Source organism: Aeribacillus sp. FSL M8-0235 (assembly GCF_038000355.1).
GTDB lineage: Bacteria > Bacillota > Bacilli > Bacillales > Aeribacillaceae > Aeribacillus > Aeribacillus composti.
This window is the reverse complement of sequence record NZ_JBBOBW010000001.1, coordinates 109556-125440: the sequence shown is the minus strand read 5'-3', so window position 1 is coordinate 125440 and position 15885 is coordinate 109556. Positions and strand designations below refer to the sequence as shown.

17 protein-coding genes and 1 other annotated feature are annotated in these 15885 nt (G+C 40.0%); all 17 genes read right to left on the bottom strand.

Annotation, left to right across the window (positions count from 1 at the left end; translation table 11 throughout):
- Nucleotides 1-53 precede the first annotated feature (53 nt).
- The 17 genes from nusG to NSQ71_RS00570 all read right to left on the bottom strand — a co-directional run bounded on the left by nusG (nucleotide 54) and on the right by NSQ71_RS00570 (nucleotide 15885).
- On the bottom strand, nucleotides 54-587 hold the full coding sequence (gene nusG / locus NSQ71_RS00650; protein ID WP_063387144.1) for a transcription termination/antitermination protein NusG: 534 nt from the start codon (nucleotides 585-587) through the stop codon (nucleotides 54-56).
- 116 nt (nucleotides 588-703) lie between these two features.
- Nucleotides 704-886 carry a preprotein translocase subunit SecE gene (gene secE / locus NSQ71_RS00645; protein WP_063387143.1) on the bottom strand — a complete coding sequence of 61 codons (183 nt, stop codon included), beginning with the start codon at nucleotides 884-886 and terminating at the stop codon, nucleotides 704-706.
- A gap of 34 nt (nucleotides 887-920) precedes the next feature.
- Nucleotides 921-1064: a 50S ribosomal protein L33 gene (gene rpmG / locus NSQ71_RS00640; protein WP_082830258.1), complete on the bottom strand. Its 144-nt coding sequence runs from the start codon at nucleotides 1062-1064 to the stop codon at nucleotides 921-923.
- A gap of 63 nt (nucleotides 1065-1127) precedes the next feature.
- Nucleotides 1128-1781: an RNA polymerase sporulation sigma factor SigH gene (gene sigH / locus NSQ71_RS00635; RefSeq protein ID WP_063387142.1), complete on the bottom strand. Its 654-nt coding sequence runs from the start codon at nucleotides 1779-1781 to the stop codon at nucleotides 1128-1130.
- A 79-nt stretch (nucleotides 1782-1860) separates the two neighbouring features.
- The gene (locus NSQ71_RS00630; protein WP_063387141.1) at nucleotides 1861-2376 is read right to left on the bottom strand and encodes an NYN domain-containing protein; all 516 of its coding nucleotides are present in this window, start codon (nucleotides 2374-2376) and stop codon (nucleotides 1861-1863) included.
- 3 nt (nucleotides 2377-2379) lie between these two features.
- Nucleotides 2380-3165, bottom strand: coding sequence for a 23S rRNA (guanosine(2251)-2'-O)-methyltransferase RlmB (gene rlmB, locus NSQ71_RS00625; RefSeq protein WP_340732318.1), 786 nt, complete (start codon nucleotides 3163-3165; stop codon nucleotides 2380-2382).
- Entirely contained in the window at nucleotides 3113-3541 is a 429-nt protein-coding gene (locus tag NSQ71_RS00620; protein ID WP_117017141.1) for a Mini-ribonuclease 3, read from the bottom strand. Before NSQ71_RS00620 ends, rlmB begins: the two co-directional genes overlap by 53 nt.
- A gap of 2 nt (nucleotides 3542-3543) precedes the next feature.
- Nucleotides 3544-4941 (bottom strand): cysteine--tRNA ligase, encoded by a 1398-nt coding sequence (gene cysS, locus NSQ71_RS00615; RefSeq protein ID WP_340732315.1) that lies wholly within the window; start codon nucleotides 4939-4941, stop codon nucleotides 3544-3546.
- Nucleotides 4938-5618 (bottom strand): serine O-acetyltransferase, encoded by a 681-nt coding sequence (cysE, locus tag NSQ71_RS00610; RefSeq protein WP_082829424.1) that lies wholly within the window; start codon nucleotides 5616-5618, stop codon nucleotides 4938-4940. The genes cysS and cysE overlap by 4 nt, the downstream gene beginning before the upstream one ends.
- 35 nt (nucleotides 5619-5653) lie before the next feature.
- Nucleotides 5654-5887 (bottom strand) — a binding site (T-box leader).
- Between the two features lie 42 nt (nucleotides 5888-5929).
- On the bottom strand, nucleotides 5930-7390 hold the full coding sequence (gltX, locus tag NSQ71_RS00605; protein WP_063387136.1) for a glutamate--tRNA ligase: 1461 nt from the start codon (nucleotides 7388-7390) through the stop codon (nucleotides 5930-5932).
- Between the two features lie 71 nt (nucleotides 7391-7461).
- Nucleotides 7462-7941 (bottom strand): 2-C-methyl-D-erythritol 2,4-cyclodiphosphate synthase, encoded by a 480-nt coding sequence (gene ispF / locus NSQ71_RS00600; protein ID WP_063387135.1) that lies wholly within the window; start codon nucleotides 7939-7941, stop codon nucleotides 7462-7464.
- Nucleotides 7938-8630, bottom strand: coding sequence for a 2-C-methyl-D-erythritol 4-phosphate cytidylyltransferase (gene ispD, locus NSQ71_RS00595; RefSeq protein ID WP_063387134.1), 693 nt, complete (start codon nucleotides 8628-8630; stop codon nucleotides 7938-7940). Before ispD ends, ispF begins: the two co-directional genes overlap by 4 nt.
- Before the next feature lie 15 nt (nucleotides 8631-8645).
- Nucleotides 8646-9740: a PIN/TRAM domain-containing protein gene (locus NSQ71_RS00590; RefSeq protein ID WP_063387133.1), complete on the bottom strand. Its 1095-nt coding sequence runs from the start codon at nucleotides 9738-9740 to the stop codon at nucleotides 8646-8648.
- Nucleotides 9741-9839: 99 nt separating this feature from the next.
- The gene (gene disA / locus NSQ71_RS00585; protein ID WP_340732307.1) at nucleotides 9840-10901 is read right to left on the bottom strand and encodes a DNA integrity scanning diadenylate cyclase DisA; all 1062 of its coding nucleotides are present in this window, start codon (nucleotides 10899-10901) and stop codon (nucleotides 9840-9842) included.
- A gap of 3 nt (nucleotides 10902-10904) precedes the next feature.
- Nucleotides 10905-12281 (bottom strand): DNA repair protein RadA, encoded by a 1377-nt coding sequence (gene radA / locus NSQ71_RS00580; RefSeq protein WP_066247898.1) that lies wholly within the window; start codon nucleotides 12279-12281, stop codon nucleotides 10905-10907.
- A gap of 83 nt (nucleotides 12282-12364) precedes the next feature.
- Nucleotides 12365-14800 carry an ATP-dependent protease ATP-binding subunit ClpC gene (gene clpC / locus NSQ71_RS00575; RefSeq protein ID WP_063387130.1) on the bottom strand — a complete coding sequence of 812 codons (2436 nt, stop codon included), beginning with the start codon at nucleotides 14798-14800 and terminating at the stop codon, nucleotides 12365-12367.
- Entirely contained in the window at nucleotides 14797-15885 is a 1089-nt protein-coding gene (locus NSQ71_RS00570) for a protein arginine kinase (protein WP_063387129.1), read from the bottom strand. Before NSQ71_RS00570 ends, clpC begins: the two co-directional genes overlap by 4 nt.

The following is a 15885-nucleotide window of genomic DNA, read 5'->3' as shown; positions in this document are numbered from 1 at the left end:
TTAAGAAATATTACCATTTTTAATTAATGATTTCAAGTTTGTTTTTCTACATTTTACAATTTGGAAACTTGGGAAAAATCTAGTTCAACTGGTGTTTCACGCCCAAACATATTGACGAGAACTTTGACTTTTTTTCTATCTGTATCGATTTCTTCGATAACGCCCGTGAAATTAGCAAACGGGCCGTCATTTACTTTTACCGTTTCTTTTAATTCAAAATCAACTTCCACACGAGCCTCTTCTATTCCCATGCGTTTGAAAATTGCCTGTACTTCTTCCGGCAAAAGCGGAGTTGGTTTAGATCCAGACCCTGCAGAGCCGACGAATCCGGTAACTCCGGGAGTGTTGCGAACCACATACCATGAATCATCCGTCATGATGAGCTCTACTAAAACATACCCAGGGAAAACCTTTTTTTTCGTCACTTTTTTCTTTCCGCTTTTCATATCCATTTCTTCTTCTTCAGGGACGATCACACGAAAAATTTTGTCCTGCATGCCCATTGACTCTACGCGTTTTTCTAAATTCGCTTTTACTTTATTTTCATAGCCGGAATATGTATGCACAACATACCAGTTCTTTTCCATATCAGAGGACCTTGTCCTTCCCTCCCCATTTCATTTTTAGGCAATGAAAAAACCCGTTTACCGGGTTTACTGACGGACTTATGAATAATATCTATTATATCATGGATAAAAGGCTTTTATTCAAGAATAAGCCTTAATAACTCAGAAATTCCTAAGTCGACAATAGCAAAAAATATAGCAAAAAAGGCTACCGTTGTAATGACCGTAATCGTATAGCGAACCAATTCCTTTCTTTTCGGCCAGCTGACCTTTTTCATTTCTTTTACGACATCTCGAAAAAATCCAGTCAAGCGCTGCATTTGTTTACCTCCAGAAATCCAAGAATCGTGCAATTTACTTTGTTTCCCGATGAGTGGTATGAGCTTGGCACGTTTTACAAAACTTTTTGATTTCCAACCGTTCTTCGATCGCCTTTTTCATCGTTGAATAATTTCGGCTGCCGCATTGAGAACAAGCTAGAACTATTTTTTTTCTCATATTACACCTACCGATACTTACTCTATTAAACAGTAACATAATGGCAATTTTTATGTCAATGAGTTATGAAGTAAATTCCCTCAGCTCCAAGTATCTTTCTAGCTTTCTTTTCACCCGCTGCAAGGCATTGTCAATAGATTTTACATGCCTGTTTAATTCTTCTGAAATTTCTAAATAGGAACGACCTTCCAAATAAAGGGACAACACTTTCCGTTCAAGATCAGATAATATTTCCCCCATTTTCAATTCTATATCATCAAACTTTTCCTGGTTAATGATGAGTTCTTCTGGATCCATTACTTTTGCTCCAGATATTACATCCATCAGTGTGCGATCTGACTCTTCATCATAAATGGGTTTATCCAATGAAACATACGAGTTTAGAGGAATATGTTTTTGACGGGTAGCAGTTTTAATGGCAGTAATCATTTGGCGGGTAATGCACAACTCGGCAAATGCCTTAAAGGAGGTAAGCTTGTCCTCTTTAAAGTCACGAATCGCTTTATATAATCCAATCATCCCCTCTTGAATTATATCCTCACGATCCGCCCCGATGAGAAAGTAGGATCTTGCCTTGGCCCGCACAAAGTTCCGGTATTTTGTGATCAAGAAATCCAATGCAGCGCTGTCGCCTTTGTGGACGAGCTCTACAATTTGTTCATCTTCAAGCTTCTGCAATTTTTTTATTTTTTCCCCCTTGTTGTCTTGAACACTCATGCAAATCACCCCGACCGCGCATACAATTATTAGAAATATTATACTGTAAGATTTCCATAAACGTCAACTTATGTCAAAATTACGATAAATCTCCTCTTCTCCATTTTTCGAACCTTTCGGCAACTTCATAAGAAAGGCGAATCTTCGAAGCGGGGCGCTCGCCCTGAATTTGCTGAATTTTTTTTCGAATGCTTTCTTCAATAGACACCACTTCGTTATATAGCTCGCGCGCCGATTTTCTCAAAGCTCCCTGGGAAAAAATCGTCCATTGTTCTATATAGTCGGATGTTGCTACATAAATTTTCGTCTTAATATTTTTTAATGTTTTGGCCAGCTTTTCAATCCGTTCATCAGCGGTTTCATTTTCTCTCGTGAAAATGATTTCCACACGATTATCCAAATATTTTTTTTCAATTCCTTTCACTAAATGAGCATCAAAAACGACAATCACCTTCATCCCCGTGTATGCTTGATATTCGGCCATCTTGTTGATCAGGATCTTCCTTGCATCCTCCAAATTGTTTTCATCTTTTAATTTTTGCAGATCAGGCCAAGCACCAATAATGTTGTATCCATCGACTAATAAAATATCCATTGGCTACTCTCCTGATGGCCGCCGTTTACGAAAAACTTCATACATTAATAGACTGGCAGCAACGGAGGCGTTCAAAGAAGTAACATGACCAACCATCGGGATTTTCACAAGGAAGTCGCACTTTTCTTTTACTAAGCGGCTGATTCCTTTCCCTTCACTGCCGATTACTAATGCAACGGGCAGTTTCCCGTCAATTGTCCGATAATCGTCTTCCCCTTTTGCATCAGTGCCGTAAATCCATATACCTCTGTTTTTCAGCTCGTCAATCGTGCGTGCCAAGTTTGTCACACGGACTACGGGAACATATTCAATTGCTCCCGTTGACGTTTTTGCCACTACATTGGTTAAACCGACCGCCCGGTTCTTTGGAATAATAATGCCGTGTACTCCAACAGCATCAGCTGTTCTCATAATCGAGCCGAGATTTGCCGGATTTTCAATTTCATCTAGAATCAGAAAAAAGGGCGCTTCCCCGCGTTCGTCAGACAATTTGAACAAATCTTCAAAATCCGTATACTTATATGCAGCAACTTGCGCAATGACTCCTTGGTGGCTGCCCGAAACGATCTGATCGAGCTTTTTCTTTGGAACGAATTGAACTGCTACCCCTTTATTTTTCGCCAGCATTATAATTTGCTGCGCTTGTTTAGTATATGAATTTTCCGCAATAAACACTTTGTTAATATCCCTGTTCGATTTCAATGCTTCGATAACCGAATTCTTCCCGTATATATATTCATCCGCCACGTTCAACTCCCCCTTTCTCGTATGTTGCAGCGATTGCAGCATCTATGACGTCGTTTAGCCGATCTTGATCACCTGTTAAAAAAAGATAGCCGATTAAAGATTCGAAAGCCGTGCTGTATCGGTATGTTTGTACATCGGTATTTTTCGGCACCGTGTTTGATTTGGCATTTCGCCCTCTTTTCATTATTTCCAGCTCTTCTTCATTGAAAAAGCCGTTGTCAGTTAATGTTTTTAAAATCGCTGCCTGCGCTTTGGCCGAAACAAACGACTTCGCCAATTTATGAAGCTGGCCCGGTTTGACAGTTCCTTTTGATAACAGATGATGCCTGACAAATACTTCATATACAGCATCGCCCATATATGCTAAAACAAGACCGTTAAGCTGCCGTGCTTCTTTTATTTTTTCAAGCTCAATCATATTTATCCTCTTTTCCACCTTGTTCCTTGAGGCGTATCTTCCAATATAATGTTCATTTCCTTGAGCTGATCTCGAATTTTGTCGGCTAAAGCAAAATTTCTTTCTTTTCTAGCTTGATTTCGCTCGTTTATCAGCCTTTCAATGTCTTCGTCCAGCAGCTCTTGAACATCAAATGTCAAACCTAATACATCGCCAAATTCATTAAATAGCTGCAAAAATGCCTTAATTACTTTTTCGGAGGTGTTTTTTCTTTCCAAATAATAGTTTGCATGTTTCACTAAATCGAAAATGACAGATATAGCATTCGCCGTATTGAAATCGTCGTCCATTTCATGAATAAATTCCTTCTTTAGCCGGCTGATTTCTTCCAGCCATTTTTCATCATCATCAGTGAGATTCGCACTACTTTCCAGCCGATGCTTTAAATTGATATATGAGGTGCGGATTCTTTCCAATCCGTTTTTTGTACTATCCAAAAGTTCTTTCGAATAATTGATAGGATGTCGGTAGTGTACAGACAGCATAAAAAATCGAAATACTTGTGGGTCATACTGCTTTAAAACGTCTTGAACAAGAATAAAATTTCCGAGTGATTTAGACATCTTCTCATTGTTGATATTAATATAACCGTTATGCATCCAATATTTCGCAAAAGGTTTGCCGGTAAGCGCTTCGGATTGTGCGATCTCATTTTCATGATGCGGAAAAGTTAAATCTTGGCCGCCTGCATGAATATCAATTGTATCCCCTAAATATTTTCTTGCCATTGCGGAGCATTCAATATGCCAGCCAGGACGTCCTTTTCCCCAAGGGCTATCCCATGAAAATTCCCCTTCTTTTGCTGCTTTCCAAAGTGCAAAATCAAGCGGATCTCTCTTTTTTTCGCCAATTTGTATTCTGGCACCGGCATGAAGCTCATCTATTGATTGATGCGAAAGCTTTCCGTATTCCTTAAAATACCGTGTTTTATAATACACATCTCCGTCGACTTCATAGGCATAATTTTTGTCAATGAGAGCTTGGATGAATTCAATGATTGTCTCCATATTTTCCGTTACACGAGGATGAACATCCGCTCTTTTGCATCCCAGTGCATCAATATCAGAAAAATAGGCCTTAATAAATCGTTCTGCAATTTCCGGAACCGTTTCGCCCAAATCATTTGCAGCTTTAATCAATTTATCATCCACATCGGTAAAATTCGACACATATTTCACATCGTACCCTCTGTACTCCAAATATCGACGAACTGTATCATATACAATGGCTGGTCTAGCATTTCCGATGTGAATATAGTTGTAAACGGTAGGACCGCAAACATACATCTTTACCTTGTTGTCCTCTAAAGGAATAAATTCTTCCTTTTTCCTGGATAATGTATTATAAATTTTGATACTCATTGAACGCCCTCCTTTTTTTTCAGATTATCTAATTCTGCCTTTAATTTTCCTATTTCTTTTTCAAGCTCTTTTAATTTATCTGAAATAGGATCCGGCAAATCTCTATGATTTAAATCTTTTCTCACCTTTTTCCCGTTTTGCACAACAACTCTCCCCGGAATGCCTACAACAGTCGAATTATCCGGAACATCGCGCAAAACGACGGAACCTGCGCCAATTTTCGAGTTTTCTCCAATCGTAATAGATCCTAATACCTTCGCGCCAGCTGCAATGAGAACATTATTTTTGATGGTAGGATGCCGTTTCCCCTTTTCTTTACCTGTTCCGCCTAATGTAACTCCTTGATATACAGTAACATTATCGCCAATTTCACAAGTCTCGCCAATAACGACACCCATGCCATGATCGATGAAAAAACGACGACCGATTTTGGCACCAGGGTGGATTTCAATTCCCGTGAAAAAGCGGCTTATTTGCGAAATGACCCTGGCGATAAAGTATAATTTCCGTTTGTAAAACGCATGCGCCAACCGATGAGCCCATATGGCGTGAAGGCCTGAATAAGTTAAGATCACTTCTAAATAAGATCTCGCAGCAGGGTCTTGGTCAAAAACGACTTCCACATCTTCTTTTAATATTTTCCACATATTTTTCTCCCTCCCATAAAAAGTAATCATAATACCCTACTGAAAAAGAAATGCGCCTCTGTAGATACAGAGACGCAAATAAGCGCGGTTCCACTCTGTTTAGGGAAAAGTATAGCTTTTCTTTTCCCTCAACTTTAACTCTTATAACGGTGAGTCTCCGCTTTTGTCTACTCCCGCTGGTTTCGACAAAAGACTCGAAGGGGCATTTCAGAAAGCGCGTGCTTAAACCTCTTTCAGCCAAAGGAGGTTCTCTCTGAAAAGCCGTTTGCTTTCTTACTTCTCCTTCTCAACGTTTTTCCGTCATCTGTTCATCAATACTATATTACAATTTTTTTAAAAAGTTAATCTAGTGCTTTTTCCAGCCTTGTGATAATCTTTTCTTTTCCTAAGAGCTCAAGGGCAAGCGGCAGCTCAGGACCGTGTGTCTGCCCGGTCGTCGCAACGCGAATCGGCATGAACAATTTTTTCCCCTTTTGACCTGTCGCCTTTTGAACTGACTTAATCGCTTTTTTGATTTCATCTGCTTTGAAATCTTGAATTGCTTTCACTTCTTCCAAAAATGCGCTTAACACGGAAGGAACTTGTTCTTCTTGAAGCACAAGCTTTCCTTCTTCATCGATCTCTATCTCTTCCTTAAAAAACATTTCGCTTAATTCGACAATTTCTGCACCGTAGCTCATTTGCTCTTGATACAGGGAAATGAGACGTTGCACCCAATCTCTTTCATCTTCTGACATATTTTCACTGATGCGCCCGGCTTTTACAAGGTGGGGCAGCGAAAGGTCGACTACTTTTTCGAGATCAAGCTTTTTCATGTACTGATTGTTCATCCATTTTAATTTCAGTGTATCGAAAACAGCAGGTGATTTTGATAATCGGTTTGGATCAAAAATTTTAATAAACTCTTCTTTGCTGAAAATCTCTTCTTCCCCAACAGGAGACCATCCTAACAAACCGATAAAATTAAAGAGCGCTTCAGGCAAATACCCTAATTCAGCATATTGTTCAATAAATTGAATGATGCTCTCATCACGCTTGCTTAATTTTTTTCTGTTTTCATTGACGATTAACGTCATATGACCAAAAACAGGCGGCTCCCATCCAAAAGCTTCATAAATCATCATTTGCTTCGGTGTATTGGAGATATGGTCTTCTCCGCGCAACACATGACTGATTTCCATTAAATGATCGTCGACGGCGACGGCAAAATTATAAGTCGGTGTTCCGTCTTTTTTCACGATGACAAAATCCCCAAAATCATCGGACTCAAAAGAAATATCTCCTTTTACGATATCGTTCCATTTATATATTTTTCCTTTTGGAACCCGGAAACGAATGCTTGGTTTCCGTCCTTCTTTTTCGAGTGCCTCTTGCTGTTCTTTAGAAAGGTGCGCGCATTTCCCTGAATATCTTGGCATTTCACCGCGATCGATTTGCGCTTGACGCTCGTTTTCAAGCTCCTCTTCCGTACAATAACATTTATACGCCAAGTCTCTTTCCAAGAGCTCTTCATAATATTTTTTATAAATGCTTGTCCGCTCCGATTGTCGATAAGGACCGTAATCTCCGCCCTTGTCTATGCTTTCGTCCCAATCAATTCCAAGCCATTTTAAATAAAAAAGCTGGCTTTGTTCTCCTCCTTCGATATTCCGCTTTTGATCGGTATCTTCAATTCGGATAATAAATTTCCCATTTTGGCTTCTAGCGAACAAATAATTAAATAATGCAGTGCGTGCGTTTCCAATATGTAAATGCCCCGTCGGACTCGGTGCATAGCGAACCCGTATTCCGTTGTCAGCCATATTTTGTCCCTCCAATAATCAAACCGTAATTCTTTAAAATATTGTACCACCAAACCATTGATGTTCAAAGATTACTTTTTCTTTTGCAATAAAACGATTGACTGTGCAGCGATTCCTTCCCCGCGTCCTGTAAACCCAAGCTCCTCCGTCGTCGTTGCTTTAACATTCACTTGGTCAAGTTCAGCCTCCAAGAGCTCCGCAATTCTAGTACGCATTTGATGGATGTAAGGCGCCATTTTTGGTTTTTGAGCAATAATTGTACAATCCGCATTGCCTAATATATAGCCTTTCTCCTTTACCAAGTTCCATACCTCTTGAAGCAATTTCGCCGAGTCAATATCTTTATATGCAGGATCCGTATCAGGAAAATGCTTGCCGATATCTCCTTCTCCAATCGCTCCCAAGCAGGCATCTGTCAATGCATGAAGAAGAACATCAGCATCAGAATGTCCAAGCAATCCTTTTTCATAAGGAATGTTGACTCCACCGATCACAAGCGGTTTTCCTTCCACAAGCTGATGAACATCAAAACCTTGTCCAATCCGAATCATTCCCTTTCCCCTCTTTCACTCTCTAAAATCGCACGGGCAAAAATCAAATCTTCAGGGGTTGTAAGCTTTATATTTGAATAATCCCCATGTACAATACAAACTTTTTCGCCAATTCTTTCTACAAGACTTGCATCGTCTGTTCCTACAAATTGATCCCTATTGGCCGCTTCATGAGCTTTTAATACGATGGAAAGACGAAAAGCTTGTGGCGTTTGAACTGCCCACAAGCTAGAACGTTCAACAGTATCAATGACTTCCATATTACGAACTCTTTTCACAGTATCCTTTACAGGAACGGCTACAACCGCTGCGCCCTCTAAATGAGCCTTTTCAACAAGCTGATGAATGGTTTCCCTGCGAATGAAAGGCCTTGCACCGTCGTGAATTAATATTATACCATCTTCTTCAACAGCTTTTAACCCGTTGTAAACACTATATTGGCGTTCCTGTCCTCCGGGAACTAGTTTTTGCACTTTTTTTATTTTATATTTTTTCAGTAAAGAAAGAAATTCTTCACGCTCTTTCTCGTTTATGACTAGAACAATTTCGGTGCATTGAGGATCTTTTTCAAACACCATTAAAGTATGAACAATCACAGGTAAAGAATTAAGTTTGATAAACTGTTTATTTTTTCCTGCCCTCATTCTTTTCCCTTGCCCTGCAGCTGGTATGACAACCCGATATTCCATCTTCTTTCTCCCTTATTACAATGCTTTTTCCAGCAGCTTTGGCTTTGCAAAAATCATTCGTCCGGCAGATGTTTGAAGAACGCTTGTAACGAGAATATCAATATTTTTCCCGATATAGTCCCTTCCGTCCTCGACAACAATCATCGTGCCATCATCAAGATAAGCAACACCTTGGTTATGCTCTTTTCCATCCTTAATTACTTGGACATTTAACTCTTCCCCTGGTAGTACAATCGGTTTTACCGCATTGGCTAAATCGTTGATGTTCAAAACAGAGACGTTTTGGAGCTCACATACTTTATTTAAATTGAAATCGTTTGTGACCACAACGCCTTGAATGATTTTTGCCAGTTTTACAAGCTTGCTGTCGACTTCTTGTATATCTTCGAAGTCGCCTTCCCATATTTCCACTTTAATGTCCAGCTCTTTTTGGATTTTATTTAAAATATCCAGACCTCTTCTTCCTCGATTTCTTTTTAGCACATCTGAAGAATCCGCTATATGCTGAAGTTCCTCCAACACAAATTGAGGAATAATAATGGTCCCTTCTAAAAAACCTGTTTGACAAATATCTGCAATCCTGCCATCTATAATAACACTTGTATCTAATATTTTTAAGCTTTTCTTTTCAACATTTTCCTCTTCTTCTTGAGAGGCTTTCTTCTTGCTGATTCTTGCTGTAATCGAAAACAAGTTCAACAGTTCGTCGCGCTTTTTATATCCGATTTGAAAACCTAAATATCCTAAAATTATGGTTAAAAAGATCGGAACAATGTTATTGATAATTGGGTATGGAAGTTCAGATAATGAAATTCCAATCAAATAAGCAATAATCAGACCAAAAATTAATCCTAAACTGCCAAATAATACATCCGTAACCGGAGCTTTCACTAATTTCTCTTCTATAAATTTTATCCAATTCACCACATAATCCACTAGCCAGAAGGAGGTTATATAAAATAAAATTGCACCTAATATCGCCAATGTATATGGTGTCATCAGAAATGGAACATCATCAAGATTTAAGAGAAATAATAATTCCGGTATAAACAAAACACCTAACGTTCCGCCAACAAAAAAGAAAAATATTTGAACAATTCGTTTTAACATACCTCCACCTCCTTTATTTCATTATATACACTTTCAAACCTTTCAAACATCTAAAAACATGGATTGTAAAAATATTGATAAATTACTGTAAAGGATGTGTTAGAGCTCCCTTGCAATGTTATACTGATCTTGGAGGCGCCTTAATCCTTCCTTAATTTTCCTCGCCCTAACTTCACCTATTCCTTCCACTTCATCAAGCTTTTCTACGGTAGCATTTGCAATTTGTTTCAAATTTTCAAAGGTTGTCACTAAATTTTCAATAATAACGGAAGGAAGCTTTGGTATTTTATGCAAAAACCGGTAACCTCGAGGAACAACAGGTTCATTCATATTGGTAAAATGAGAATATCCGAGCAGCTTCAATAAAACCGCATCATCTAATAATGCTGAGCTGGACAATTCTTGCAGCTGCTTTAATACAGGAATAGGATCATTCAGCCGCTCCATGCTGTAATCTTTGATAAGCATAGCCGCTTCTTTTTCAATATCTGCTAAAAGCTCGGTCATCTGAAGCTGAATCAGCTGCCCTTCTGTACCGAGTTCGTAAATATAATTAATAATTTCACTCTTAATTCGCAGCACCATTTCGATTCTATGTAAAACTTGGATCACTTCATCGATCGTGACTAAATCTTCAAACTCTAAAGATCCTAAATTATTAATGGATTGGTCAGTGGCAGATTTATACTTTTCCAACGTCCGCAAAGCTTGATTGGCCTTCGTCAAAATGACGCCGATATCCCTCAACGCATAGCGGGAATTGCCAAAATATAATGTGACGACATTTCTTCTTTCAGAAATAGCAATTACGAGATTTCCTGTTTGCTTTGCTACTCGTTCAGCTGTTCTATGCCTCATGCCTGTTTCTCTTACCTCTATGCTCGTATCCGGAACGAGCTGTGCGTTTGCGTATAAAATTTTTTGCCCTGAGTCGCTTAAAATAATGGCTCCATCCATTTTAGCTAGTTCATATAAATAGGCGGGGGAAAAAGGGCAATTGATATAAAATCCCCCGTCTACAATTTGTTTGATTTTTTCGTTATATCCCACAACAATTAGCCCCCCGGTCTTTGCGCGCAGCACGTTTTCAATTCCTTCCCGGATTGGTGTGCCTGGGGCTACAAATTGCAAGATTTCCTTAAGCGATTTTTCTTGTTTCATAGCTTATCCCCCTATTGCAAGTTCGAGCGCTTCTGAAATGTTTTGCACACCGACAATTTCTATATCTTCCGGCCATTTCCAACCGCCCAGATTGGCTTTCGGTAAAAAAATCCGCTTAAATCCCAGTTTGGCAGCTTCTTGTACACGCTGTTCAATTCGTGAAACCCTTCTAATTTCTCCTGTTAAACCAACCTCACCTACAAAAACATCATAAATGTTCGTCGGAACATCTTTAAAGCTTGAAGCTATACTGATGCAAATTGCCAAGTCAATTGAAGGCTCGTCTAATTTCACCCCGCCGGCAACTTTTAAGTAGGCATCTTGGTTTTGGAGCAATAAACCAACACGTTTTTCCAATACCGCCATCAACAAAGAAACACGATTATGATCAATCCCATTTGCCATCCTTCTTGGGTTTCCAAAGCTTGTCGGGGTGATTAAAGCTTGTATTTCGACTAGAACAGGTCTTGTCCCTTCCATGGAAGCGACTACTGTTGAACCAGATGCCCCTTTTGCACGCTCTTCTAAAAACACTTCTGACGGGTTGAGCACTTCTTTCAGACCTGCTTCCTTCATTTCAAAAATTCCTATTTCGTTAGTGGATCCGAACCTGTTTTTAACTGCCCGTAAAATTCGGTACGTATGGTGTCGATCACCTTCAAAATACAATACAGTATCAACCATATGTTCTAAAATGCGCGGCCCTGCAATTGTGCCGTCTTTTGTTACATGACCGACAATAAAAATCGGAATTCCTTTTGTCTTTGCCAATCTCATTAATTCAGCCGTACATTCTCGAACCTGAGATACGCTTCCAGGAGCAGAAGCAATTTCACTGTTATAAATCGTTTGAATGGAATCAATGATGACAAAAGCCGGTTCAGTTTCCATTATGGATTGAATGATGATTTCTAAGTCCGTTTCAGAAAGCACGAAAAGTCTTTCGCCTTTTACCCCGAGTCGGTCGGAGCGAAGTTTTGTCTGTTTTAAAGATTCTTCTCCCGAAATGTATAAAACATCGTTCCCTCTCTCTGCCAGCTGTGAGGAGACTTGCAATAAGAGAGTGGATTTTCCAATTCCAGGATCCCCTCCAATTAAAACGAGAGACCCTTTTACAATTCCGCCTCCCAATACGCGGTTAAACTCATGAAGTCCTGTAAGCATTCTAGGTTCTTGCGCAGCTTGGATTTGATGAATTGGAGAAGGTTTGCTGACAGTGGATGATTCGGAATGACTAAAAGCAATGCGGTGTTTTCCCTTTGGCTTGATAACTTCTTCAACCATTGAATTCCATGCGCCGCACCCTGGACATTTTCCCATCCATTTCGGCGATTCATATCCGCACGATTGACAAATATATTTTGATTTGATCTTTGACATTCGGTTATTCCCCACTTTGTTCAATCGATAAACGACAATAGAATGAAAGAGAGGGGCATACGTGAAGCAGTATGCCCATTGGATTATTGAACCTTTTCTGCAGTTTTTACGACAAATTCATTATTTTGCACGTCCAATACAACTTTTTGACCTTGCGAGATCGTACCTTTCAATAATTCCTCTGATAAGCGATCTTCGACATATTTTTGAATCGCTCTCCGCAACGGACGCGCTCCATATTCTAAGTCAAAGCCCTCTTCAGCCAGCTTTTCTTTTGCACGATCCGTTAATTCGAGTTCTATATCCTGTTCTTTTAATCGTTTTGTCAGCTGATCCGCCATCAGCGAAACAATTTCTTTCAAATGTTTTTTCTCTAAAGAGTGGAACACAATAATTTCGTCAATCCGGTTCAAAAATTCAGGACGAAATGCTTTTTTCAGTTCATCCATCACTTTGTTTTTCATATCTTTATAATTTTCATTTTCGTCTTGAACATTAAAGCCGACATATTTATTCCGTTTTAATTCGCTTGCCCCTACATTTGAAGTCATAATTAAAATCGTATTTCGAAAATCAACGGTGCGCCCTTTTGAGTCTGTGAGTCTTCCGTCTTCAAGCACCTGCAGCAAAATGTTAAACACATCTGGATGAGCTTTTTCAATTTCATCCAATAATACGACTGAGTATGGCTTGCGGCGCACTTTTTCCGTCAATTGTCCTCCCTCTTCATAGCCTACATATCCAGGAGGCGAACCAACGAGCCTTGACGTAGAATGCTTCTCCATATATTCTGACATATCGATTCGAATCATAGCATCTTCGTCACCAAACATTGCTTCAGCTAATGCACGGGCTAATTCCGTTTTCCCTACACCTGTCGGTCCTAAGAAGATAAATGAACCGATCGGACGCTTCGGATCTTTTAAGCCTGCACGTGCCCGTCTGACAGCTTTTGCGACTGCAGTGACAGCTTCTTCTTGACCAATAACGCGCGAGTGTAAAATTTCTTCGAGATTCAAAAGCCGCTCTGATTCTGTTTGGGCAAGTTTAACAACCGGAATTCCCGTCCAGCTTGAAACAACCATTGCAATATCCTCTACGGTCACTTCAGAATTTTCTTGACCTTGTTTTTCCTTCCATGATTTTTTCGTTTCCTCTAATTCCTCTCTGAGCCGCTGCTCTGTATCTCTTAATGAAGCTGCTTTTTCAAATTCTTGGCTTTGGACTGCAGCTTCTTTTTCTTTTCGCACTTCTTCTAATTTTTGCTCCAATTCCTTTAAATTCGGAGGTGTTGCAAATGAACGAAGACGGACTTTGGAGCCTGCTTCATCAATCAAGTCAATTGCTTTATCAGGCAGGAACCGATCGGAAATATACCGATCTGAAAGTTTAACAGCAGCTTCAATCGCCTCATCGGAAATGGATACCCGGTGGTGTGCTTCATATCGGTCTCTTAATCCTCTTAAAATTTGAATGCTCTCTTCAATGGACGGTTCGTCGACTTGGATTGGCTGGAAGCGCCGTTCAAGTGCAGCATCCTTTTCAATATATTTACGGTATTCATCCAAAGTTGTTGCCCCAATACATTGCAATTCTCCCCGAGCCAAAGCAGGTTTTAAAATGTTGGAAGCATCAATTGCACCTTCCGCCCCGCCTGCGCCGATCAGTGTATGAAGCTCGTCAATAAATAAAATGATGTTTCCTGCTTGGCGAATTTCATCCATTACCTTTTTAAGGCGGTCCTCAAATTCCCCTCTATATTTTGTGCCAGCTACAACTGTTCCCATATCAAGGGTCATAACGCGCTTATCTCTCAAAATTTCAGGAACCTCATTATTCACAATTTGCTGAGCAAGTCCCTCTGCTATGGCAGTTTTCCCAACACCAGGTTCACCTATTAAAACAGGATTATTTTTTGTTCTTCGGCTCAAAACCTCGATGACACGCTGAATTTCTTTGCTTCGGCCGATGACTGGATCAAGTCCGCCCTCCCGTGCAACAGCCGTTAAGTCCCGCGCAAGACTATCAAGCGTCGGAGTATTTGCGTTTGTCATCGAACTTCCTTGGTGGCTTGAGGATACTTCATTGCTGCCTAACAACTGTAAAACTTGCTGACGCGCTTTGTTCAAGCTTACTCCGAGATTGTTTAAAACACGCGCAGCAACTCCCTCGCCTTCTCGAATTAATCCCAATAGGATATGTTCTGTTCCGACATAAGAATGTCCTAATTTTCTTGCTTCATCCATTGACAGTTCAATGACTTTCTTTGCTCTCGGTGTGTAATGGATCGTTTGTGAAATTTCTTGCCCCCGTCCTATCAGGCTTTCCACTTCATTTTGGATTTTTTCTGGACTTAATCCTAAAGCGTGAAGCGCTTTAGCGGCAATTCCTTCTCCTTCGCGCACGAGCCCAAGCAATATGTGCTCTGTGCCGATATTGTTATGTCCGAGTCGTACAGCTTCTTCCTGAGCTAAAGCAAGCACTTTTTGCGCCCGTTCCGTAAATCTCCCAAACATCATTGTTCATCATCCTCCCTTTGCTTCCTTTCTAATTGAAGCCTTTCACGAATTAATGTTGCCCTGCGAATATCCCGTTCATTCGGCCGTAGAACTCCTCCTGAATATTGTTGCAGAAATCCGGGCTGAATTAAAATCATAAGCTCATTTAAAACACTGCGTGGAACATTTTGAATAATTCCTAGGTCAATTCCTAAGCGCACATCTGATAAACATTGAATTGCTTCTTTCGATGGAATAATCCTGCTGTATTTGAGAGTGCCGTAGGAACGATATACACGGTCTTCTAGATGATGCGGATTCGTTTTATATAAAGCATCTCTTGCAGCCCGTTCTTGAGCAATTAATTGCCCGACAACACCTATTAAATCATCGACAATATCATCTTCTGATTTGCCTAGCGTAATTTGGTTCGAAATTTGGAATATATTACCTATCGCTTCACTTCCTTCTCCGTACCGACCTCTCACAACCAATCCTAATTGATTGATAGCAGGTATAATTTGGTTAATCTGCTGTGTTAAGACAAGTCCTGGAAGGTGCATCATCACGGAAGCCCGCAAGCCGGTACCGACATTTGTTGGACAGCTAGTTAAGTAGCCCCTATGTTCATCAAATGCATAATCTACTTTTTCCTCAATCCAATCGTCAAGATTCATTGCCATTTTCAACGCTTCTTTTAGCTGAAGGCCCGGGAACAAACATTGAATTCTAATATGATCCTCCTCGTTTATCATAATGCTCACTTCTTCGTTTTCAGATAAAAGGCACCCTCCAAGTGCTGATTCTTCCATTAAATAAGGACTAATCAAATGCTTCTCTACAAGTACGCGTTTTTGAATAGGCTGAAGTTCATTCATTTTCAGCAGCACGAATGTCCCTAAACCGTCAAACACTCTTTGTGAAAATGATTCTTCAAATGTATTTAAAACAGCCAAGGCTTCTTCATTCGACATAATGGTAGGGAAGCTGATATTTTCTATATTTCGCGCCAATCTGACTCGGCTGCTCAGCACAATATCGGAATCAGGTCCTTCTTGATTCATCCAAGGGCTCATGGCTGAACGAATAAATTTTTGAAAGGACAT